Annotated in this window: 22 protein-coding genes; 12 read left to right on the top strand and 10 right to left on the bottom strand. The window is 73.5% G+C overall.

What is annotated here, in order from left to right:
- The first annotated feature begins 106 nt into the window (after nt 1–106).
- Entirely contained in the window at nt 107–1,468 is a 1,362-nt protein-coding gene (gene glnA / locus ACFYYW_RS12320; RefSeq protein ID WP_352328047.1) for a type I glutamate--ammonia ligase, read from the top strand.
- 26 nt (nt 1,469–1,494) lie between these two features.
- Here glnA (ACFYYW_RS12320) and ACFYYW_RS12315 read toward each other — a convergent pair whose 3' ends face one another.
- On the bottom strand, nt 1,495–1,839 hold the full coding sequence (locus ACFYYW_RS12315; protein ID WP_352328046.1) for a YciI family protein: 345 nt from the start codon (nt 1,837–1,839) through the stop codon (nt 1,495–1,497).
- A gap of 44 nt (nt 1,840–1,883) precedes the next feature.
- Nucleotides 1,884–2,477, bottom strand: coding sequence for an AAA family ATPase (locus ACFYYW_RS12310; RefSeq protein ID WP_352328045.1), 594 nt, complete (start codon nt 2,475–2,477; stop codon nt 1,884–1,886).
- A 445-nt stretch (nt 2,478–2,922) separates the two neighbouring features.
- Here ACFYYW_RS12310 and ACFYYW_RS12305 point away from each other — a divergent pair, with 445 nt between their 5' ends.
- Nucleotides 2,923–3,636: a hotdog fold domain-containing protein gene (locus ACFYYW_RS12305; protein WP_352328044.1), complete on the top strand. Its 714-nt coding sequence runs from the start codon at nt 2,923–2,925 to the stop codon at nt 3,634–3,636.
- Between the two features lie 44 nt (nt 3,637–3,680).
- On the opposite strand, the gene ACFYYW_RS12300 is transcribed toward ACFYYW_RS12305, so the two are convergent.
- Complete coding sequence (locus tag ACFYYW_RS12300; protein ID WP_387647726.1) at nt 3,681–4,529, bottom strand: alpha/beta fold hydrolase; 849 nt, start codon at nt 4,527–4,529, stop codon at nt 3,681–3,683.
- Nucleotides 4,530–4,643: 114 nt separating this feature from the next.
- Between ACFYYW_RS12300 and ACFYYW_RS12295 the strand changes: the two genes are divergently transcribed.
- On the top strand, nt 4,644–5,330 hold the full coding sequence (locus tag ACFYYW_RS12295; protein WP_387647724.1) for a type 1 glutamine amidotransferase: 687 nt from the start codon (nt 4,644–4,646) through the stop codon (nt 5,328–5,330).
- A 34-nt stretch (nt 5,331–5,364) separates the two neighbouring features.
- On the opposite strand, the gene ACFYYW_RS12290 is transcribed toward ACFYYW_RS12295, so the two are convergent.
- Complete coding sequence (locus tag ACFYYW_RS12290; protein ID WP_387647721.1) at nt 5,365–5,943, bottom strand: HXXEE domain-containing protein; 579 nt, start codon at nt 5,941–5,943, stop codon at nt 5,365–5,367.
- Nucleotides 5,944–6,027: 84 nt separating this feature from the next.
- On the opposite strand from ACFYYW_RS12290, the gene ACFYYW_RS12285 reads away from it, so the two are divergent.
- Both ACFYYW_RS12285 and ACFYYW_RS12280 read left to right on the top strand, forming a co-directional pair.
- Nucleotides 6,028–8,949 (top strand): bifunctional [glutamine synthetase] adenylyltransferase/[glutamine synthetase]-adenylyl-L-tyrosine phosphorylase, encoded by a 2,922-nt coding sequence (locus ACFYYW_RS12285; protein ID WP_387647718.1) that lies wholly within the window; start codon nt 6,028–6,030, stop codon nt 8,947–8,949.
- Nucleotides 8,950–8,997: 48 nt separating this feature from the next.
- Nucleotides 8,998–10,026, top strand: coding sequence for a hypothetical protein (locus ACFYYW_RS12280; protein WP_387647716.1), 1,029 nt, complete (start codon nt 8,998–9,000; stop codon nt 10,024–10,026).
- A gap of 13 nt (nt 10,027–10,039) precedes the next feature.
- Here ACFYYW_RS12280 and ACFYYW_RS12275 read toward each other — a convergent pair whose 3' ends face one another.
- Nucleotides 10,040–10,867, bottom strand: a complete 828-nt coding sequence (locus ACFYYW_RS12275; protein ID WP_387647713.1) for a LysR family transcriptional regulator — start codon at nt 10,865–10,867, stop codon at nt 10,040–10,042.
- Between the two features lie 83 nt (nt 10,868–10,950).
- On the opposite strand from ACFYYW_RS12275, the gene ACFYYW_RS12270 reads away from it, so the two are divergent.
- Nucleotides 10,951–12,225: an MFS transporter gene (locus tag ACFYYW_RS12270; protein WP_387647710.1), complete on the top strand. Its 1,275-nt coding sequence runs from the start codon at nt 10,951–10,953 to the stop codon at nt 12,223–12,225.
- A complete protein-coding gene (locus ACFYYW_RS12265) occupies nt 12,222–12,944 on the top strand; it encodes a B3/4 domain-containing protein (RefSeq protein ID WP_387647708.1) in 723 nt (240 codons plus the stop codon). The genes ACFYYW_RS12270 and ACFYYW_RS12265 overlap by 4 nt, the downstream gene beginning before the upstream one ends.
- Before the next feature lie 26 nt (nt 12,945–12,970).
- On the opposite strand, the gene ACFYYW_RS12260 is transcribed toward ACFYYW_RS12265, so the two are convergent.
- The gene (locus ACFYYW_RS12260) at nt 12,971–13,204 is read right to left on the bottom strand and encodes a hypothetical protein (protein ID WP_352353417.1); all 234 of its coding nucleotides are present in this window, start codon (nt 13,202–13,204) and stop codon (nt 12,971–12,973) included.
- A 153-nt stretch (nt 13,205–13,357) separates the two neighbouring features.
- On the opposite strand from ACFYYW_RS12260, the gene ACFYYW_RS12255 reads away from it, so the two are divergent.
- Nucleotides 13,358–13,924, top strand: a complete 567-nt coding sequence (locus ACFYYW_RS12255) for a hypothetical protein (RefSeq protein WP_387647705.1) — start codon at nt 13,358–13,360, stop codon at nt 13,922–13,924.
- A 73-nt stretch (nt 13,925–13,997) separates the two neighbouring features.
- Here the strand turns inward: ACFYYW_RS12255 and glnA (ACFYYW_RS12250) are convergent, their stop codons facing one another.
- Both glnA (ACFYYW_RS12250) and ACFYYW_RS12245 read right to left on the bottom strand, forming a co-directional pair.
- A complete protein-coding gene (glnA, locus tag ACFYYW_RS12250; RefSeq protein ID WP_352323044.1) occupies nt 13,998–15,422 on the bottom strand; it encodes a type I glutamate--ammonia ligase in 1,425 nt (474 codons plus the stop codon).
- 95 nt (nt 15,423–15,517) lie between these two features.
- On the bottom strand, nt 15,518–16,540 hold the full coding sequence (locus ACFYYW_RS12245) for a hypothetical protein (protein WP_387647702.1): 1,023 nt from the start codon (nt 16,538–16,540) through the stop codon (nt 15,518–15,520).
- A gap of 77 nt (nt 16,541–16,617) precedes the next feature.
- On the opposite strand from ACFYYW_RS12245, the gene ACFYYW_RS12240 reads away from it, so the two are divergent.
- From ACFYYW_RS12240 to ACFYYW_RS12225, 4 genes are read left to right on the top strand one after another with little or no spacing between them, the layout of a single operon-like run.
- Entirely contained in the window at nt 16,618–17,079 is a 462-nt protein-coding gene (locus ACFYYW_RS12240) for an RDD family protein (protein WP_352323046.1), read from the top strand.
- A complete protein-coding gene (locus ACFYYW_RS12235) occupies nt 17,076–18,272 on the top strand; it encodes an MFS transporter (RefSeq protein ID WP_352323047.1) in 1,197 nt (398 codons plus the stop codon). The genes ACFYYW_RS12240 and ACFYYW_RS12235 overlap by 4 nt, the downstream gene beginning before the upstream one ends.
- A 49-nt stretch (nt 18,273–18,321) precedes the next feature.
- On the top strand, nt 18,322–18,960 hold the full coding sequence (locus ACFYYW_RS12230) for a TetR family transcriptional regulator (RefSeq protein WP_387647698.1): 639 nt from the start codon (nt 18,322–18,324) through the stop codon (nt 18,958–18,960).
- Nucleotides 18,944–19,885 carry a hypothetical protein gene (locus tag ACFYYW_RS12225; RefSeq protein WP_387647695.1) on the top strand — a complete coding sequence of 314 codons (942 nt, stop codon included), beginning with the start codon at nt 18,944–18,946 and terminating at the stop codon, nt 19,883–19,885. The genes ACFYYW_RS12230 and ACFYYW_RS12225 overlap by 17 nt, the downstream gene beginning before the upstream one ends.
- On the opposite strand, the gene ACFYYW_RS12220 is transcribed toward ACFYYW_RS12225, so the two are convergent.
- The gene (locus ACFYYW_RS12220) at nt 19,866–20,630 is read right to left on the bottom strand and encodes a class I SAM-dependent methyltransferase (RefSeq protein WP_387647693.1); all 765 of its coding nucleotides are present in this window, start codon (nt 20,628–20,630) and stop codon (nt 19,866–19,868) included. The genes ACFYYW_RS12225 and ACFYYW_RS12220 overlap by 20 nt on opposite strands.
- Nucleotides 20,630–21,310, bottom strand: a complete 681-nt coding sequence (locus tag ACFYYW_RS12215) for a DUF4191 domain-containing protein (protein ID WP_352323051.1) — start codon at nt 21,308–21,310, stop codon at nt 20,630–20,632. The genes ACFYYW_RS12220 and ACFYYW_RS12215 overlap by 1 nt, the downstream gene beginning before the upstream one ends.
- Nucleotides 21,311–21,348: the final 38 nt, after the last annotated feature.

Below are 21,348 nucleotides of genomic sequence, written 5' to 3'. Positions count from 1 at the left end.
GCCCCTTTGTCAGTGAGGCTCGCACCGGCACCCCCCGTAACGTGTGCGAAACACGGGCACGGCATGCTGATGTCAAGACCCGCACCAGCTTCGACGAGGGGATGCCTTGGACCGCCAGCAGGAGTTCGTGCTCCGCACGCTAGAGGAACGCGACATCCGGTTCATCCGGCTCTGGTTCACCGACGTCCTCGGCTTCCTCAAGTCCGTCGCGATCGCGCCCGCCGAGCTGGAAGGCGCCTTCGCCGAGGGCATCGGCTTCGACGGCTCGGCGATCGAGGGCTTCGCCCGGGTCTACGAGTCCGACATGCTGGCCAAGCCCGACCCCTCGACGTTCCAGATCCTGCCCTGGCGCAGCGAGACGCCGGGCGCGGCGCGCATCTTCTGCGACATCCTGATGCCTGACGGCACCCCGTCGCACGCCGACCCGCGCTGGGTGCTCAAGCGCACGCTCGCCAAGTGCGCCGACATGGGCTTCACCTTCTACACCCACCCCGAGATCGAGTTCTTCCTGCTGAAGAACCGTCCCGAGGCGGGCCAGCGGCCCGAGCCGATCGACTCCGGCGGCTACTTCGACCACACGCCCCACAGCTCCGGCCACGACTTCCGGCGCCAGGCGATCATGATGCTGGAGTCGATGGGCATCTCCGTCGAGTTCAGCCACCACGAGGGCGCCCCCGGCCAGCAGGAGATCGACCTGCGCTACGCCGACGCGCTCACCACGGCCGACAACATCATGACGTTCCGGCTGATCATGAAGGAGGTCGCCCTGGAGCAGGGCATCTGGGCCTCGTTCATGCCCAAGCCGTTCACCGAGCACCCCGGCTCGGGCATGCACACGCACATGTCGCTGTTCGAGGGCGACCGCAACGCCTTCCACGAGGCGGGCACCGACTACCGGCTGTCGAAGATCGGCCGCTCGTTCATCGCGGGCCTGCTGCGGCACGCCGCCGAGATCACCGCCATCACCAACCAGTGGGTCAACTCCTACAAGCGGCTGTGGGGCGGCGCCGAGGCCATCGCGGGGCAGGGCGGCGAGGCGCCCTCCTACGTGTGCTGGGGGCACAACAACCGCTCGGCGCTGGTCCGGGTGCCCATGTACAAGCCGCACAAAGGCGGCTCGACCCGCGTCGAGTTCCGCTCCCTCGACTCGGCGTGCAACCCGTACCTGGCCTTCGCGTTGGTGCTGGCCGCCGGGCTCAAGGGCATCGAGGAGGGCTACGAGCTGCCGCCGGCCGCCGAGGACAACGTCTGGACCCTGACCAGCGCCGAGCGCCGGGCCCTGGGCATCCAGCCGCTGCCCGGCTCGCTCGACGAGGCCATCGCCGTCATGGAGCGCAGCGAGCTGGTGGCCGAGACGCTGGGCGAGCACGTCTTCGACTTCTTCCTGCGCAACAAGCGGGCCGAGTGGCGCGAGTACCGCCGTACGGTCACCGAGTTCGAGCTGGGCCGCTACCTGCCGGTGTTGTGAGGCCGGGCGGGACGCACCCGCCCGGTTCAGCCCTTGAACTCGCGCACCTCGACCGGCAGCACGCCCACGGCGCGGGCCAGCCGGCGCCCCCACTCCAGCGCGGCATCCCGGTCGGGGGCCCGGATGACGGTGAACCCGCCGACGTGCTCCTTGCCCTCGGTGTAAGGGCCGTCGGTGGTGAACGTCTCGTCCGCGCGCATCCGGATCACCGACGCCTGCTCGGCCGGGGCCAGGCCCCCGGAGAAGACCCACACGCCGGCCGCGCGCATCTCCGCCTCGACCGCGCCGATGTCGCGCATGATCGGCTCCAGGACGGCGGGCTCGGGCGGCGGGCCGTCGGGCTCGAACAGGGTGAGCAGGTACTGCTTCATGGGTCCTCCCTCGTGCGTCCGCCGTCCGCGTCCCCCGGACGCCGTCAGTCGGCGGGGGCGCGGTCGGCGCTGTCGAAGACGATGTGCTCCAGCAGGTCGGCCTCGGCCCGGGTGAGCACGTGCGCGCTGACGGCCGGGGCCGGGTCGCCGCCGGCCACCCGCGCCAGCAGGCTCTCCCAGCGGCGGCGGTGGCGGGCGAACGTGCGGGGCGCGACCACCCGGCCCCTGGCGTGCTGCCCGGCGACCGCCACCTCCGGCGGCGCGTCGAGCAGCAGCAGGTGGAAGCTCGCCCGCTGCCTGCGGGCCAGCCAGGCGAACCCCTTCAGCACGTACGTGGCGCAGCCCCGGTTGTGCGCGAGGACCGCCCGCCCGCCGGCCAGCGCCCGGCTGATGCGGCTCAGGTGGGTGGCGAACACCACGGCGCGGCGCACCGGACGGGGGGCCCAGGGGATCCGCCCGTGCCAGCGCAGGCGGGACTGCCCCGAGTCGATCACCACGACCGCCTCGGCGGCGACGGGCGCGCTCTCGGCGCCGTGCAGGCCGTAGAGGCGGCGCAGCAGCGTGGTCTTGCCGGCGCCGGGCAGCCCGGTCAGCACGACCAGCGACCCGGGCGGAAAGCGTAACGTCGCCCGCTGCACAGACCCACCCCGCCCGATCGGATTCGCTTCGACCCCTGTGCGCGCCAGCATAGGGCGCGGGAGCGCGTGGCGGGCGGGCCCGGCCGCCGGAACGGTCCGACGGGATATACCGGGAACGGGTCCGGGGCGGGGAAATCACGGGATAAGGTACTGCCGACGCCTTGATCGGTCTCACCCCGGATACAGATACGGCTCCGGGTTGGGGCCGATTTTCGTTGTTCCTCACCCCCGAGTCACATCCGTGCCATGGACGGCGCCGACCCTGGGAGGGGACGGCCGGGGGCGGCCGGGGAAGTTTCGGCCACGCCTGTGGCGTTATGGCATGAGTCGGCCGTCAGTCAGGGACCCCCAGCATCGTGGTAATCCGGGAGTCCAGTAAAATCGGCCTACTCTTTACGATATTTCCGGACTTCTCGCCTTGTGGGGCGATATTGGAGGGTGTGGCATGACGACGGCTGCCCTGCAGACCGTGTTGACCGTTCCCGAGCGTTTCCGGGGCCCGGTGGGAGTCGCCAACGGCGGCTGGATCGCGGGCACCATGGCAGAGGCGCTGAACGGCGGCCGATCAGCGGTCGAGGTCACGCTGCACGCGCCCACGCCCCTGGAGACCGAGCTGCGCCTGGAACACGTCGCCAACAGCGTCTCGCTGTCCGACGGCGACAAGGTCCTGGTCGAGGCCATCCCCGTCGCCGAGACCCTGGCCGGGCCCGGGTTCGTGCCGTTCACCGACGCCGCCCGCGCCGAGGCCGGGTTCGTCGGCCTGAAGGCTCACCCGTTCGCCGAGTGCTTCGCCTGCGGCCTGCGCGAGCCGGGCGACGGCCTGCGCATCTTCCCCGGCCCGGTGGAGGGCTCCGACCTGGTCGCCGCCGGATGGCGGGTGCCGTTCACGGTGAGCGGCGAGGACGGCGTGCCCGCCTCGATCGTGGGCGCGGTGCTCGACTGCATCACCGGCTGGGCGCACTTCGGCCCCGGCGAGTCGGCCCTGCTCGGCCGCCTGGTCGTGCAGATCAACGGCCCGGTGCTGCCGGGTGGCCGCTACTCCGTCGTGGCCCGTCCGACCGGCCGCGACGGCCGCAAGATGTACGGCGAGAGCGGCATCTACGAGGACGACGGCACCCTGGTGGCCGCCGCCCGCGCCACGTGGATCGCTCCACGCTGACCTGCGTCTGCGTACGGCCCCCGAGCCCGGCTCGGGGGCCTTTCTCATGCCCCGGTGATCCGTTCAAGGACGGTCGTGACCGGCTGCTCGTCGAACAGGATCGTGTAGTGGTTGCAGTCGGGCACGACCTCGTCGCGCAGGCCGGGCACGCGGGCGGTCCAGGTGCGGGCGACCTCGTCGGGGAGCATGCCGGTGTCCTGGTTCAGCAGGCCGCGCGGAGCCCTGAGGAGGTAGGCCGGCGCCTTGATCGCGGCCAGCGCGGCGCCGATCTCGTCGGTCTCGGTAGGCATCCAGCGCCCGTCCGCCATCACGGCCTCACCCACCGCCCGCGAGCGCAGCGCGCCCTCGGGGCCGGCGAGGTCGTAGCGCACGTACGCCTCCACGTCGGGGCTCCAGTGGCCGGCGAAGGCCGGGTGGGCCTTGAAGAAGTCCACGTACTCCTCCGCGGAGGCGAACGTCCGGCGCAACCGGTCCAGGGCGGGGCCGAGCGTGGCCGCCAGCGCGGCGTCGGGGTCCGCGCCCTCGGGCAGGGGCAGCGGGAGGCCGCCGTCCACCAGGACGACCCGGTCGAAGTCGCGCCGGGCCCCGGCCAGCACGGCCACGTACGCGCCCATCGAATGGCCGGCCAGCACCGCGTCCGGGCCCGCGCCGACGTGCTCGGCGACGCGCAGGACGTCCTCGGCGTGCCGGGGCAGCCCGTACGGGCCGGGCAGGGAGGCGCTGTGACCGCGTCCGCGCAGGTCCATCGCGATCAGCGACCACTCCTCGGGCAGCCGTCGCCCGACCGCGCCCCAGGCCATCAGCGAGGCGCTGATGCCGTGGACCGCGATGACCTTGCGGGGGCCGGTGCCGAACGTGGCGACGCGGAGCCCGTCCACTTCGTCGAATCTCATAGCCGGATCCTAGGGACGCCGTCCGGGGCCGGGAATCACCGCCCGTCGGCGCAGGCACGTCGCACGGCGGGCGTAAGAGCGTTTTCACCAAAAAATGGGGATAAATTACCCGATATGCGCATCACCGTGATCGAGCACGAGGCCGGCGCCGGGCTCGGCTACCTGGCGGACTGGCTGGGCCTGGCCTGCGACGTCGTACGGCCGTACCGGGGCGAGCCGGTGCCGGAGCGGGCCGCCGACGGCCTGATCGTGCTCGGCGGCGCCGCGGCCGCCTGGGAGGACGAGCGCAGCCCCTGGCAGCCCGCCACCCGCGCCCTGCTGCGCCGCGCCGTGGCGGAGGGCACGCCCACGCTCGGCATCTGCCTCGGCGCCCAGCTTCTCACCATGGCGCTCGGCGGCACGGTCGAGCGCGGCGGGAACGGCCTGGAGGTGGGGGCGTGCGAGGTGGTCGCGCTGCCCGCCGCCGCCTCCGACCGGCTGCTGGCCGGCGTCCCGGCCCGGGCCACCGCCGTCCAGTACCACCAGGACGCCATGACGCGGCTGCCGCAGGGCGCGGTGCCGCTGATGACCGGCGCCCAGTACCCGAACCAGGCCTACCGGGTCGGCGAGCGCGCCTGGGCGGTGCAGTTCCACCCCGAGGCCACCCCGGAGATCTTCACCTCCTGGACGGCGGAGTCGGACCTGGAGGCGGCCGAGGACCTGAACGCCGCCGTCAAGGCTGCCGAGCCCGCCCTGGTCGCGACCTGGCGCCCGGTCGCCCAGGCCTTCGCCCAGGTGATCGAAGCCTCCCGCCCAGCCTGACGGCCCACCTCGGGAGGCGAGGTGCCGACGCGGGTCAGAACCAGCGGTCGCGGCCGAGGCCGTCCGTGGCCGATGACGCGGTCGGCGCGGACCCGTCGGACCGGTCGTGGCGGCGGGTGAGCAGGTGGGCGGCCGCGTGCACGGCCCCCACCGTCAGCGGCAGCGCCGCGAGCCCGAACGCGGCCGACCGTCCCGGCGCCGCCACCACCCCTGCCCGCCGCAACCGCCGCCACGCCCACGCCGAGAACGGAATCACCACCAGCGGCGCCGTCGCCACCCCGGGCGTGTACCCCCGCGTGGCGGCCGCCTGCGCCAGGTGGACGACCCCGTGCAGCCCGAACCCGGCCAGCACCGCCTGGAACACCGGGCTGCGCCCGCCGCTGCGCGCCCCCAGCGCCGAGGCCCCCGCCACCACGCCGCCCATCAGCCCGATCGCCACGTTCACCCGCGCCTGCGACACCTCCAGCCGCTCCCACGGCACCCCCGGGTACAGCCGCTCCAGCCGGGGACGGGCCCGCCGCGCCCATCCCGCCATGGTCGCCAGCTCCTCGGCGTCGTGCATGGCCCAGGCCGCCAGCAGTCCCCAGGTCACCGCCGCGGGCATCCGGCTCATGTCGTCCCCCTCCTGAAGCAAAACGCAACGCTACGTTGCGTTGTACTCTACGGCTTTCCCGAAGCCACCTGTCAAGATGGGCAGGTGCCCAGGATCGAATCGACCGCCGCACGCCTCGCCAAGCTCGGCTTCGCCGACGGGGCCAGAGCCGCGCAGCTGCTCGACCGCACCCCGGCCGACCTCGACGACCTCCTGGAGTTCCTGGTCGCCGTGGCCGATCCCGACCTGGCCCTGGTCTCGCTGACCCGCCTGGCCGAGCGCGAGCCGGCCGTCCTGACCGCCGTGCGCGAGGACGAGCGGCTCAGGACGCGCCTGTTCGCCGTGCTCGGCGTCAGCGCCGCGCTCGGCGAGCACCTGGTCCGCCACCCCGGGCAGACGGCCCTGCTGGCCGAGCCCCAGCTGGGCGAGGCCCGCGCCGCGCTGCTGCGCGCCGTCGGCGCCGAGCCCGGCGAGCCCGAGCCGCGCGCCGGCGCCCCCGAACCGCTGGTGGCGCTGCGGGTGGCCTACCGGGGCCGGCTCATGCACCTGGCCGCCCGCGACCTGACCGGGCAGGCCACGCTCACGGAGGTCATGGCCGAGCTGTCCGACCTGGCCGGTGCGGCGCTGGAGGCCGCCCTCGCGATCGCCCGCGCCGAGGTCGACGACTCCGAGGCGCGCCTGGCGGTCATCGGCATGGGCAAGTGCGGCGCGCGCGAGCTCAACTACATCAGCGACGTCGACGTGATCTTCGTCGCCGAGCCGCGCGAGGGCGCCGACGAGACCAAGGCGCTGCGGTCGGCGACCCGGCTGGCCCAGGCCATGATGCGGGCCTGCACGGCGGCCACCCAGGAGGGCTCGCTGTGGGAGGTCGACGCCGGCCTGCGGCCGGAGGGGCGGTCCGGCCCGCTGGTCCGCACCCTGGCCAGCCACCTGGCCTACTACCGCCGCTGGGCCAAGACCTGGGAGTTCCAGGCGCTGCTCAAGGCCCGTCCGGTGGCCGGCGACCAAGAGCTCGGCGAATCCTACGTCCAGGCCGTCAACGACCTGGTCTGGACGGCCGCCACCCGCGAGCACTTCGTGGAGGACGTGCAGGCCATGCGGCGCCGCGTCGAGTCGCACGTGCGCGCCGAGGGGGAGCGGCAGCTCAAGCTGGGGCCCGGCGGGCTGCGCGACATCGAGTTCGCCGTCCAGCTCCTGCAGCTCGTGCACGGCAGGCTCGACCCGCTGCTGCGCCGCCGGGCCACCCTCCCGGCCCTGGCCGCCCTCTCCCGCGGCGGCTACGTCGGCCGCGACGACTCGCGCGGGCTCGCCGAGGCGTACACCTTCCTGCGCCAGGTCGAGCACCTGCTGCAGCTGCACCGGCTGCGGCGCACGCACCTGCTGCCCACCGACGAGGCCGACCTGCGCAGGCTCGGCCGCGCCCTCGGCATGCAGGCCGACCCGGTGGGGGAGTTCACCGCCCGGTGGCGGCGGCACGCCATGGAGGCGCGGCGGCTGCACGAGAAGCTGTTCTACCGGCCGCTGCTCCAGGCGGTGGCCCGGCTGCCGGAGTCGGAGGCGCGGCTGTCCACGGCCGCGGCGGCGGCCCGGCTGGAGGCGCTCGGCTACGTCGATCCCAACGGCGCCCTGCGGCACATCGCCGCGCTGTCCACGGGCGTGTCCAGGCGCGCGGCCATCCAGCGCACGCTGCTGCCCGTCATGCTCGGCTGGTTCGCCGACACGCCCGACCCCGACGCGGCGCTGCTCGGCTTCCGCCAGGTCAGCGACAAGCTCGGCAGCACCCCCTGGTACCTGCGGCTGCTGCGCGACGAGACGGCCGTGGCCGCCCGCATGGCCCGGGTGCTCGGCACCGGCCGCTACGCCACCGGCCTGCTCATGCACGCCCCCGACGCGGTCGCGATGCTCGGCTCCGACGCGGAGCTGGCCGTGCGCCCGCCCGAGTCGCTGCGCGGCGAGGCGTCGGCCGCGGTGTCCCGGCACGCCGGCGACCCGGAGACCGCGGTGGCGGCCGTGCGGGGGCTGCGCCGCAGGGAGCTGTTCCGCACGGCCGTCGCCGACCTCTCGGGCCTCCTCGACATCGAGACCGTCGGCACGGCCCTGTCGTCGCTCACCGACGTGACCCTGCAGGCCGCGCTCGACGCCGCGCTGGCCAAGGCCCCCGACGTGACCAGGTTCGCGGTCATCGCCATGGGCCGGCTCGGCGGCATGGAGTGCTCGTACGCCAGCGACGCCGACGTGATGTTCGTGCACGCGCCGCTGCCCGGCGTCGAGGAGCGGGAGGCCACCGACGCCGCCTTCGCCGTGGCCAACGAGCTGCGCCGGCTGCTGTCGCTGCCCGCGCCCGACCCGCCGCTGCTCATCGACCCCGACCTGCGCCCCGAGGGCCGCCAGGGGCCGCTGGTGCGCACGCTGGCCTCCTACCGCGCCTACTACGCCCGCTGGTCGTCGCCGTGGGAGGCGCAGGCGCTGCTGCGCGCCCGCTTCTCGGCCGGCGACGCCTCGCTCGGCGACGCGTTCACCTCCGTCATCGACGAGCTGCGCTACCCGGCCGGCGGGCTGCGCGAGGACGCCGTCAGGGAGATCAGGCGGCTGAAGGCGCGCATGGAGGCCGAGCGGCTGCCGCGCGGCGCCGACCCCGCCCTGCACACCAAGCTCGGCCCCGGCGGCCTGTCGGACGTGGAGTGGGTGGCCCAGCTCCTCCAGCTCTGCCACGCGGGCGAGGTGCCGGCCCTGCGCACCACCCGTACCATCGGGGCGCTGCGCGCGGCGGCGGCCGAGGGGCTGCTCGACCCGGCCGACGAGCGCGTGCTGGCCGAGGCGTGGCGGTTCGCCTCCCGGGTCCGCGACGCGATCATGCTGGTCCGGGGCAGGCCCGGGGACAGCGTGCCGGCCGAGGCGGGGGAGCGCCGGCTCATCGCCCGTACGCTCGGCTACCCGCCGGACGGCTCGGAGGACTTCCTCGACGACTACCGCCGCGTCACCCGCCGCGCCCGCCAGGTCGTCGAGCGCGTCTTCTACGGGGGTTGATCCCGGTCCGCCGCCGGGTGTATCAAGGCGCAGGTGTTATCCGTTTACGTGGATCTGGCCCTCGGCCTGGTGGTGTCGTTCCTGCTGCTCTCACTGCTGGTGAGCGGGGTCAACGAGGCGTTCGTGCGCCTGCTCGCCATCCGCAGCAAGTTCCTGTGGGCCTACCTCAGGGACACCCTCGACGGCGCCGACGCGCAGGGCAGGTCGTGGCTGCCCGCCAAGGTGCGCGACGTGTTCGCCGCGCTGCCGTTCTCCCGCGACCCCCGGCCCGTCCACAGCGACCAGCCCTCGCCCGCCGAGCCCGGCACGCTGCCGGCCGCCGAGCCCAAGGCGCAGGACGCCATGGTCAAGCTGCTGTACGAACGCGTCCAGGAGATCGACCACCCGACGAAGGGCCGGACGAGCATCGCGAACATCCCGCCGGGGCGCTTCGCCGTCGCCCTGATGGAGATGGCGGCCGCCGAGCCCGAGGGCGTCGAGGGCTTCCTGGCCAAGCTCAAGGAGATGGGCAGCCCCCTGTACGGCCACCTGCGCGGCGTCTGGGAGACCGCGCAGCGCGACCTCGACCGGTTCAGGCAGGGCGTCGAGACCTGGTTCGACGGCGAGATGGAACGCCTGTCGATGTTGTACAGGCGCTACGTCAAGTGGGTGGTGGCCGTCCTCGGCCTCCTGGTCACGCTGCTGTTCACCATGGACGGCCTGGAGTACGGCAAGACGCTGCTGCGCGACAACGCCTTCCGCGCCTCGGTGACCGCCGTGGCCGAGGCGGGCCCGGCGGCCTACGACGAGCTCAAGGCCCGGTGCGGCCAGTCCGACCCGGTGCCGTGCATCACCGAGACGCTCAGCGAGCCCGCGATGGTCCAGATGCTCCAGCACGCGCTGGTCAGCATCGCCATCCCGGCCGAGGGCGACCCGACACTCCACTGGAACGGCGCCACCTGGTGGAGCCGGCTCACCACGCCCAGCCACTGGCCCGGCTACCTGCTGACGTACGTGGCCCTGCTGTTCGGCGCCCCCTTCTGGTGGGACGTGTTCCGCCGCATCACCGGCATCAAGGCCCGGCGCAAGGACCAGTGAGCAGGCCGCCGGGTCAGGCGCTCATGGCGTACAGCACGTCCCGCAGCGACTCCTCGCGCCCGCGCAGCCAGACCAGGCGCAGGGCCAGCGCGGGCGCCCGGCAGTCGAGCGCGACCAGCGCGCCGGAGGCGAGGTCGGCGCCCAGCGCGAAGTCCGGCAGCAGGGCCTGCCCGAAGCCCTGCCTGGCCCACTCGCGGGCGGTGGCGATGCTGGTCAGCTCCCGGCGCGGCACGTCCGGGCCGAACGCCTGGTCGGCCGCGAGCCGGATCGAGCAGCCGGGCGGGCTCACCAGCAGCGGCTCCCGCTCGCCGTCCGGCGCGGCGACCAGCGACAGCGCGACCTCGCCGACGTCGAGGAAGTCCATGCCGGGCGGCGGGGTGAACCCGAGGCCGCCGATCCGCGGGCCGAGGTCGAGCAGGAGCGCCGCGTCCAGGTCGCCGGAGGCCACCTGGGCCAGCAGGTCCTGCCGCATCAGGGAGCGTACGTCCACGTCCAGGTCGGGACGGCGTTCGGACAGGCGGCGCAGCACGGCGGGCAGCCGGACGGCGGCCAGCATCTCCAGCGCGCCGACGCGCACCCGGCGGCGCCGGCCGGTGACCGCGCGGCGCACCTCCTCGGCGTGGTCGAGCAGGCCCTGCGCGCGGCCGAGCAGCGCGGCGCCGGCCTCGGTCAGCCGCATGCCCTGGGGCGTGCGCTCGAACAGCGGCACGCCGAGGCTGCCCTCCAGCCTGCGCACCTGCTCCGACACCGACGCCGGGGCCAGGCCGAGCGCGTTCGCCGCGCCGGTGACGGTGCCCGCCCCCGCGACGGCGACGAAGCCCCTCAACTGCCGCAAGTCCATATAAAGCAGCATAAGGTTTTCCCGAATGCCCCGTACGGCGGCGCCTGTTGAGGGGAAAAGCGGCGTTTCAGCAGGCTGTGGGCATGCGAATGTTCGGTTTCTCCCTCGCCTACTTCCTGGTGATCCTCGACACGACCGTGCTGACGATCGCGCTGCCGGACCTGCGTGCCTCCCTCGGCGGCTCGCTGGCCGGGCAGCAGTGGGCGGTCAACGCCTACACCGTCGCCTTCGCCGCGTCGCTGCTCACCGCCGGCGCCGTGGCCGACCGGTTCGGCGCGGCCCGCGTCTTCAAGGCCGGGGTGGCGTTGTTCGGCGCGTTGTCGCTGCTCAGCGCGGCGGCGCCGGACCTCGGGGTGCTGGTCGTGCTGCGCGCGCTGCTCGGCGTGGCCGCGGCGCTGTGCACCGGCGGCTCGCTCGGGCTGCTCGCCGAGCTGTTCCCGGCGCCCGCCGCCCGCGCCCGCGCCACCGGCCTGTGGGCGGCGCTCACCGGCTCGGCGCTCGCCGCCGGGCCCCTGCTCGGCGGCCTCCTGGTCGGGCTGTCCGGCTGGCGCGCGGTCTTCCTGGTCAACGTGCCCTTCGCCGTGGCCAGCCTGCTGATCATGCGGACCGTCGTCTCGCCGCGCGGGTCCCGCCGGATCGACTGGCAGGTCCAGGCCCTGGCCTGCGTGCTGCTCGGCCTGGTCGCCGAGGCCCTCATCGACTCCTCCGCGCCCGCCGCCGGGCTGGCCGTGGCCGTCCTGGTGGCGCTGGTGCTGGTGGAGCGCCGCAGCCACGCCCCCGCCCTGCCCGGCGGCCTGCTCGCCGCCACCTGGCCGGAGCTGCTGGCCGGGACGGTCGCCAACTTCGCCTTCTCCGGCGCGCTGTTCGTGCTCACCCTCCTCCTCCAGGACACCCGCCACCTGACCCCGGTCGCCGCCGGGCTCGCCTTCCTGCCGCTCACCCTGCCCATGACGGTGAACCCGCTGCTCACCGGCCGTCTGGTGGCCCGCTACGGCCCGCGTCCGCCGATCCTGGGCGGTCTCGCCCTCCTCGCGGCCGGCCTGGCGGGGGTGGCGTTCACCGACGTGCTCGCGCCCTGGCTGGTGGTCATGGGGTTCGGGTTGTCGTTCGTGTTCCCGGCGCTGATGGCGGGCATGGTGAACGCCGCCCCCGCGGGCACGGCGGGCACCGCGGGCGGCGTGCTGAACGCCTCCCGCCAGGTCGGCGCCACCCTCGGCGTCGCGGTGCTGGGCGTCGTCGGGCGGCCCCTGGTCGCGGCGGCCGTCCTGACGGCGGCGACGTTCGGCTGCTACGCCCTGGCCGCCGCCCGCGCCCGGCACGCCGCGCGGGGACGCCGGGAGGCCGCCGCAGTATCGTGAGGCGCACGAGTCAGACGACCGGCGAGGTGACAGTGCGTTTCCAGCATTCCGCGGACATCTGGCGGGACTTCCCCGACCTGGTGCCCTTCGCGCTCCACGTGACGGGCGTCGACGCCGCCGCCCGCGTCGACGACCAGGTGGCCCGCTACTGCGACCTGGCCGCCCGGCGGGCCGCCCCCGAGAGCGAGCTGCCCGAGATCCAGGCGTGGCGGCGGGCGTTCACGCGGATGGGGCTCAAGCCGACGCAGTACCGGTGCGCGTCGGAGTCGTTGCTGCGCCGCTTCAGGAAGGAGGGCGCGCTGCCGCGCCTGCATCCCCTGATCGACCTGTGCAACGCGCTCTCGATCGCCTTCGCCGTGCCGGTGGCGGTGTTCGACGTCTCCCGCGTCGCCGGCTTCCTCGAGGTGCGGTACGCCTCGGGCGAGGAGACGTACCTGACCTTCTCCGGCGAGACGGAGCACCCGGCCGCCGGAGAAGTGATCTTCGCCGACGCCGGCGACCGGGCGCACGCGCGCCGCTGGACCAACCGGCAGAGCGGCCTGTCGGCGGTCCGCGACACCACCACCGACGTGCTCATCGTGGCCGAGGCCCTGCACGAGACGGCCCGCGCGGACGTCGAACGCCTGGCCACGGCCCTCTACGACGAGCTGACCGCCCTGTGGCCGGTGTCGCCGAAGTCGGAGATCCTCACCGCGTCGTCGCCCCGCTTCGACTTCTGACCCCGGGGCGGCCCCCGCTCGCGGGCTCAGCAGGGCGTGAAGTAGACCTTCTGGGTGCCCGACAGGACGCCCCACTCGCCGGCGGGCTGGCCGCAGCCGAACCAGCGCTGGCCGACGAGCTGATCGCCGTTGAAGTAGGCGAAGACGACGAGGAGGTCGCCGCCGGGCGGCGGCGGCGGAATGGCGTGAGCCGGGGTCGAACCGAGACAGAGCGCGCCGGCGGCCAGCACCGCGGCTAACAGCCCTCGTCTGATCCTCATGACGGTCCTCCAGATCCTTCGGGCGCGTTCGGCCGATGGCCGGTTGCGTGATCTGGGATCAAGGTAACCGCGTTCGGCGAACCCCGCCAGAGCCCCCGCGACCGCTCGCGACCGGCCGTTGCGGGGGAGCGGAACGGGTGCCACGCTCTCCCCATGAGCCAGTTGCTCGCCCAGTTGCCCGCGCTGCTCGGCGTCGTCGTGGGCGCCCTGGCGACGCTGGCCACGACCAGAGCGGCTGACCGGGCGCGCTGGAACCGTGAGCTGCGGACCCGATGGGACGCCCAGCGTCTCGACGCCTACATGCAGTACGCCGGCACGCTCAAGGACCTGTCGGTCCTGGCACACCGGGCGACCGCGAGGAAGCGGCCGGGATCGCGCAGCGAGCCGATCGACGCCGACGAGGTCGGCCGGCTCTACGCCGCGGCGGAGGAGCGCCGCACCAGGACGTGGGAGGGTGTCCTGCTCCTGGGCGACGCGGCCACCGTGGAGGCGGCCCGCGCGTGGCGCGGCGCGATCGAGCGTCTGAACGACTTCACCCGGGGCGTCACCGACGACTGGGAGTCGTGGGGTCCGGCGGTCCGCCGGGTCGACGAGGCGCGGGACGCGTACTACGCGGCCGCCCGGCGCAGCCTCGTGGTCGGCGGCGGGGAGGTCTCCCAGGCGGGCTTCCTGGGGAAGGACCGGCCAGAAGGGCGCGGCGGAACCGTCCCGCAGGAGTGAGCGAAAGGGCCCGGCGCCGCCATCGGCGCCGGGCCCTTTCGTTCGCGGTTCTCCCGATGGAGGAACCGCGGCCTCACACGTCGTAGTACAGCTCGAACTCGTGCGGGTGCGGCCGCAGGCGGATCGGGTCGACCTCGTTCTCCCGCTTGTACGACACCCACGTCTCGATCAGGTCGGGCGTGAACACGCCGCCTTCGAGCAGGTAGTCGTGGTCGGCCTCCAGCGCGTCGAGCACCTCGGGCAGCGAGCCGGGCACCTGCGGCACCTGGCGGGCCTCCTCCGGCGGCAGCTCGTAGAGGTCCTTGTCGACCGGCTCCGGCGGCTCGATCTTGTTGCGGATGCCGTCGATCCCCGCCATCAGCATCGCCGAGAAGGCGAAGTACGGGTTGCACGACGGGTCGGGCACGCGGAACTCGATGCGCTTGGCCTTCGGGTTGGACCCCGTGATCGGGATGCGCACGCAGGCCGAGCGGTTGCGCTGGGAGTAGACCAGGTTGACCGGGGCCTCGTAGCCCGGGACCAGGCGGTGGTAGGAGTTGACCGTCGGGTTGGTGAAGGCCAGCAGCGACGGCGCGTGCCGCAGCAGGCCGCCGATGTAGTAGCGGGCGGTGTCGGACAGGCCCGCGTAGCCGACCTCGTCGTAGAACAGCGGCGAGCCGTCCTTCCACAGCGACTGGTGGCAGTGCATGCCGGAGCCGTTGTCACCGAAGATCGGCTTGGGCATGAACGTGACGGTGTGGCCGTACTCCAGGGCGGTGCTCTTGATGACGTACTTGTAGAGCATCAGGTTGTCGGCCGTCTTGAGCAGCGTGCCGAACCTGAAGTCGATCTCCGCCTGGCCCGCCGTGCCGACCTCGTGGTGCTGCATCTCGACGTCGATGCCGCACTCGATGAGGTTGCGCACCATCTCCGAGCGCAGGTCGGTGAAGTGGTCCATCGGCGGGACCGGGAAGTAGCCGCCCTTGTAGCGCGGCTTGTAGCCCAGGTTGCCGCCCTCGGCCCGCTTGCCGGTGTTCCAGGCGCCCTCGATGGAGTCGATGTAGTAGTAGCCGGCGTTGGCCTTCGTCTCGAAGCGCACGTCGTCGAAGATGTAGAACTCGGCCTCGGGGCCGAAGTAGGCCGTGTCGGCGATGCCGGTGCCCTTGAGGTACTCCTCGGCCTTGCGCGCCACGTTGCGCGGGTCGCGGCTGTAGGCCTCGCCGGTCAGCGGGTCGTGCACGAAGAAGTTCAGGTTGAGCGTCTTGTGCTGGCGGAACGGGTCGAGCACCGCGCTGGACGGGTCGGGCAGCAGCAGCATGTCCGACTCGTGGATCGCCTGGAAGCCGCGGATGGACGAGCCGTCGAACATGAGCCCGTCGGTGAAGACGTTCGCGCCGAAGTTCTCGACCGGGAAGGTGAAGTGGTGCGTCGTCCCCGGCAGGTCGGTGAACCTGACATCGACGAACTGCACCCCTTCGTCACTGATGAACTTCAGGACGTCGTCGGCGGAGTTGAACACTCTCGAACCTCCCTGAGGGACTGGCCATCGTGCCGACGCTAAGTCGCGGCCGTTTCCGTACGGTGTCTCGATTGTTTCGCATGTGTTACGCAGGGTCACGTCCCTTGGGACGTGTCGCAGCCTCCGTCGTGAACCGGCCGATCGTCCAGGTGGTAGGGGTCGGTGGCCGGGCCGGTGGGCGCGACGGACCCGGGCGGGTCGTCCTCGTAGACGGGGTGGACGAACCCGTCGTCGGCGTCGCAGTCGGCCGGGGTGCTGCTCATGCCCCATTTCGCGTACAGGGCCGGCTTGCCGTCCGAACGGTACAGCTGCACCTCGCCGTTGAGCTGCGAGACCAGCCGCATGGTGGTGGCCGGCGCGCCGGGGCGGCGCACGGCGTAGACGGCCAGGTAGTTCACCTCGACCTTGACGCCGTGCAGCCCGTCCTCCCGGAAGGTGCCGAGGCGGGCGGTGCCGTTTATCTTGACCACGTCGGTGGCGAGCTCGGCGCTGCCGGGGGCGAAGCTGATGACCATCCGGCGGCTGTCGTACTTCTTGCCGCCCAGCTCCTTGGAGAACTCCTCGCGCTGGTCGGCGTCGAGCAGCCCGGCGAACGCCTTGGGCCTGCCGCCCAGCAGCGTCTCGCGGTCGAGCAGGGCCGCCGCCAGCAGGGCGCGGGTGCGCTCCAGGCCCTTGGCCACGTCCGCCTTCGACAGGCCGCCCAGCGCCTTCGCCGCCGGCATCACCAGGCCCGCGGCGCCGTCGGCGTAGTGCTCGGCGGGCGAGCCGGCGAAGGGGTCGTCCGCGGCCACGGGGTTCGCGGGCACGGGCAGGGCCTCCAGGCCCGGGTTCGCGCCGAGCAGGTCGGGGCGGTAGGTGACCACGACCCCGGCGGCGCCCACGATCGCGCACAACGCGATCAGCGCCACCGACATACGCCCGAGCCGGCGCGAACCGCGCTCGGCCGGCACGTGGCCGGCGGATAAGCGGTCCCGGCGCGGCGGGCGAGGCGCGCGTTGCCGCGTGACGCCTTCCTTGGCCCCCTTGGCGGCGGACGAGCGCATCCTGCGGCGCTCGCCCTCGTCGAACTGCGCGATCACCTCGTTGAAGCGCGCGTCAAGGTCATCCCCGTGTGGCATGGCGACCATGATGGCGACGGCAGAGCGCGGTTGGGTCACGATGCCGACCGCCCCGGGGGCCGGATACCGTTGACGGCATGAGCAGCAACGAGCCTCGGTGGACGCAGACCTGGCTGGGCGGCATCCGGTCGGCCGGGATCGACCTCGGATACCCGGGTGAGCGTCTCGGGCTGCCCGAGGAGGGCAGCGGATCGGTCGCCGGGTGGGGGCGCAGGATCGCCGCGCTCGTGATCGACTGGATGATCTGCACCTGGGTCGTCGTGCAGCTGCTGCTCAGGATGAACCCCGCCGAGTCCCCGTGGGCGCCGGTGCTGGTGTTCGCGCTCCAGTACCTGCTGCTCGTCGGCTTCATGGGCCAGACGTTCGGCCACCGGCTGGCCGGCGTCCGCGTCGCCGCCATGGACGGCGGCGCCCCGCGCCTGCTGCCCGTGCTGGTGCGCACCGTCCTGCTCGGCCTGGCCCTGCCGGCCCTGATCTGGGACCGTGACCACCGCGGGGTGCACGACCGGGTGTCCAACACCGTGGTCGTCCGGATGTGACGACCGGCCGGGCCGGGGCGGGCCGGTGGTTCGGCCCGCTCATGGTGGCGGCGGTGTGCGTGCAGGCGGCGACGTTCGCGGCCCGTCCGATGGTCAGCTACCGGGCCATCGAGATCGGCGCGGGCAACCTCGGCATCGGGCTCATCACCGCCGGGTTCTCGGTGCTCCCGCTCTTCGCGGCCGTCTCCGTGGGCCGCTGGGTGGACGCCTCCGGCGAGCGCGGCGCGGCCCTGCTGGGCGCCGCGCTGATCACCGGCAGCGCCCTGGCCCTGGCCGTGGCCCGCTCGTTGTGGGCGCTGGTGCTGCTCAACGCGCTGTTCGGGCTCGGGCATCTGCTGTCCGTCGTCGCCCAGCAGGCCGTCATCGCCAACCGGGTGGCCGCCGGGGGCCACGACCGGGCCTACGCGCGCTTCACCGTGTTCACCTCGCTCGGCCAGCTCGCCGGGCCGTCCGCCGCGGCCCTCGTCGCGGGCGGCACGATCGCCGCCGGCGGCGGCCCCGGCAGTGCGACCGGCGTCGGGCCCGCCCTCGTCGTGGCGGCCGGGTTCGGGCTGGTGGCGGGGCTGGCGAGCCTGTGGGCCGACGGGCCGGGCCCGGCGCGCGAGCGGGCCGCCGTCCGGCGATTCCCGCTGCGCGGCACGCTCGGCCAGGAGGGCATGTGGCAGGCCCTGGTCACCAGCCTGGCCACCGTGTCCACGATCGACCTGGTGCTGGCGTACCTGCCGGCCTGGGGGCAGAGCCGCGGCGCCGGGGTGGTCGCGGTCGGCGCGCTGCTGGCGCTGCGGGCCGCCACCACCATGGCGAGCAGGCTCGCCATGGAACGCCTGGTCCTGCGGTACGGCCGCCGCGCCGTCCTGGTGACCAGCACCGTCGCCGCCGCGGTCACCGTCGCCGCGCTGCCGCTGTGCGGGACGGCCGCCGCGGTGCCGGTCGTCGCGCTGATGGGGTTCGCGCTGGGGCTGGGCCAGCCGCTGACGCTGTCCTGGGTGGCCGGTCGCGCGCGGGCCGGCGAGCGCGGCACGGCGCTCGCGCTGCGCCTGACCGGCAACCGGCTGGGTCAGGTGCTGGTGCCCGCCCTGGCGGGCGTGGTGGCGGGCGCGACCGGCGTGCTCGGCGTCTTCGCGCTCAGCGCCGCCATGCTGGCCGCCACCGCCGGCCTGGCCGCCCGCGCGCCGATGAGCACCGCGGAGTAAAAAGCCGTACCGGGTTTGAATTCTTACCCGGTACGGTTATCGTGGAGCCATGATGGCGGGGCTCAGAGAGCGCAAGAAGGAGGAGACGCGGCGGCGCATCGCGGAGACGGCTCTGCGGTTGTTCGCCGAGCGCGGCTTCGACGCGGTGACGGTCAACGAGATCGCCGAGGCGGCCGGGGTCGCCAAGGTCACGCTGTTCGCGTACTTCCCCAGCAAGGAGTGCCTGGCCCTCGACGGCGTCACGGAGGACACGGCCGCGATCGTGGCGGGCCGGGCGCCGGGCCGCTCGCCGCTCGGCGCGCTGCGCGAGCACTACCGGTCGATGGCCGCCCAGGGCGCGCGGGAGGTGGACGTGGAGGGGCTGCTGACCCGCGTCCGGGTGATCGCGGCCACCCCGGCGCTGCTGGCGGCCGTCCAGCAGACCCACGCGGGGGAGCGGCACGCGCTGGCCGCGGCGCTGGCCGAGGACCTGGGCGTGCCCGCGGGCGACCTGACGGCCCAGCTCATGGCGGCCCAGATCACCGCCGCGGTCACCACGCTGCAGGAGACGTTCTTCCACCGGCTCGCCTCGGGGGCCGCGCTGGAGGAGGCGGGCCGGCTGCTGGCGGACGACGTCGAGACGGCCTTCGATCTCCTCGAAAACGGCTTTTCATCCATAAAAGGGGAAAAGAGTGAAAAAAGGGATTAACTACGACACTGGGTTTCTGAACGGCCCCCAGCTCAGCCGCCGGACCTTCGATCCCGACGTCGTCGCCCGCGAGATGCGGGTGATCGCCGACGAGCTCCACTGCACGGCCGTCCGCGTCTCCGGCGGCGATCCCGACCGGCTCTCCGTCGCGGCCGAGCGGGCCGCCGCGGCCGGTCTGGAGGTGTGGTTCGCGCCCTTCCCCGTGGACGCCACCCCCGAGCAGGCCGTCGCCCTCTACGCCGACTGCGCCGCCCGCGCCGAGTCCCTGCGCCGCACCGGCGCCGAGGTGGTGCTGGTCGCCGGGTGCGAGACCAGCGCGTTCTGCCACGGCTTCATCCCCGGCGCCGGCTACGGCGAGCGCCTGCACGCCATGACGACGGCCGACCTCGCCTGGTGGCAGACGACGGCCGCCGACGTCGCGCCCCGCTTCAACGCCTTCCTGGCCGAGGCCGCCGCGGCGGTCCGGGCCCGGTTCGGCGGACGGCTCACGTACGCGTCGGGCCCCTGGGAGTTCGTCGACTGGACGCCCTTCGACATCGTCGGCGTCGACGCCTACCGCGCCGCCTACAACGCCGCGGACTTCCCGGCGGAGCTGCGCGCCCACTTCGCCCACGGCAAGCCGGTGGCCGCCACCGAGTTCGGCACCTGCGCCTACAAGGGCGCGGGGGAGCGGGGCGGCTCGGCGTACCTGGTGCCCGAGGGGGCCGTGCCCGACGAGGGGGAGCAGGTCCGCTACTTCGAGGAGCTGCTCGACGTCTTCGAGGCCGAGGGCCTGGCGGCCGCGTTCTGGTTCACCTTCGCCGCCTACAACCGGCGCGGCGCCGACGATCTCGGCTCCTACGGCGTGGTCAGGATGCTCGACGAGACCCGCTGGGAGCCCAAGGAGGTCTTCGCCGCGCTGGCGGCTAGGTATTCGCGCAGGTGAAGATGGCCGTGCCGGGGATGTGCCGGCCGCGCAGCGGGCTCCAGCCGCCCCATGCGCGCTCGTGCCCCCGCGGCCACTCCGGCTCCAGCAGGCCGGTGAGGGTCAGCCCGGAGGCGGCCAGCAGGCCGATCCAGTCGCCCATCGTGCGGTGGTGCTCGACGTAGGTGGGGGTGCCGTCGTCGTCCCGCTCGACGTAGGGCGAACGGTCGAAGTAGGAGCGGTCGGAGGTGAGCCCGCGCGGGCCGGGATCGTCGGGGAAGGCCCACCGGATCGGGTGGCTCACCGAGAACACGAACCGGCCGCCCGGCCGCAGCACCCTGTGCACCTCGCGGAAGACCGCCAGCGGGTCGGCCACGAACGGCAGCGCCCCGTACGCCGAGCACGCCAGGTCGAAGGCGCCGGAGGCGAACGGGAGCGACTCGGCGTCGGCCTGCGCCACCGGCACGCGCAGGCCGGTGTCGAGGTCGATGCGCTGGGAGTGGCGCAACTGCCGGTGGGAGATGTCGAAGGCGGCCACCCGGGCCCCCTGCGTCACCAGCCACCGCGCGCACTGCGCCGCGCCGCAGCCGATCTCCAGCACGCGCCGGCCGCGCACCTCGCCCAGCAGGTGCGCCTCGGCCTCGTCGACGCCCTCGGGGCACCAGACGAAACCGGTGTCCCCCAGGAAGCCGCCGTGCTCGACCTGGTAGTCGTCGGCGTTGCCGTCCCACCAGTGGCGGTTGGCCCGCGAGGAGACCGACAGCACTAGCGCATCTTCGGGCCGCGCGGCATGCGGGCCCCCTTGGGCATCGGGCCCTTCGGCATCGGAAGGTTCTTCGGCAGCGAGCGCAGCCGGTCCTTGACCTCGTTGACCGAGGGCTTCTTCAGGTTGCGCGGCAGCTTCATGATGTGCCGCTGCAGCTTGGCGATCGGCACCTGGCCCTCGCCGTCGCCGCACTGGATGTCGTAGATCTCGACGCCCAGCACCACGCGCGCGACCCGCTTCTTCTCGGCGGCGAGCATCTTGGCCACCCGGTTGCCCGGCCCCTCGGAGACCAGCACGACCCCCGGGAAGCCGACGACGAGGTGGACCAGGTCCTGGTCACGGTTGACGGCGATGGCCGGGGTGACCTGCCAGTTGCCCCGCATGCCCTGCAGGACCGCGGCGGCGGCGCCGGTCTGGCCGTGCAGGATCGAGTACTGGGCCTTCTGGGCGAGCTGGCCGAAGACGACCAGCCCGACGGTGAGCGCGGCCAGGACGCCGATGAACACCGAATACCACAGGTAGTCCGTGACCAGGCCGATCACGACGACCACAGCCAGCGTGCCCACCGCCGAGAGGAAGACGATCGGCATCCCCTTGGGGTTGGCCTGCTTGATGATCTGCGCGATCATGCGGAGCTGCTTGATGCGCCCCGGCTTCTCTGGATCCTCGGACTTTGCCATGCTCAGAAGGATACAAACCAACTGGTGCACTATGGAAA

Source organism: Nonomuraea sp. NPDC001831 (assembly GCF_042892035.1).
Classification (GTDB): Bacteria; Actinomycetota; Actinomycetes; order Streptosporangiales; family Streptosporangiaceae; genus Nonomuraea.
Note: the sequence above shows the minus strand (reverse complement) of the source record. Positions and strands in the feature narration are given on the sequence as shown.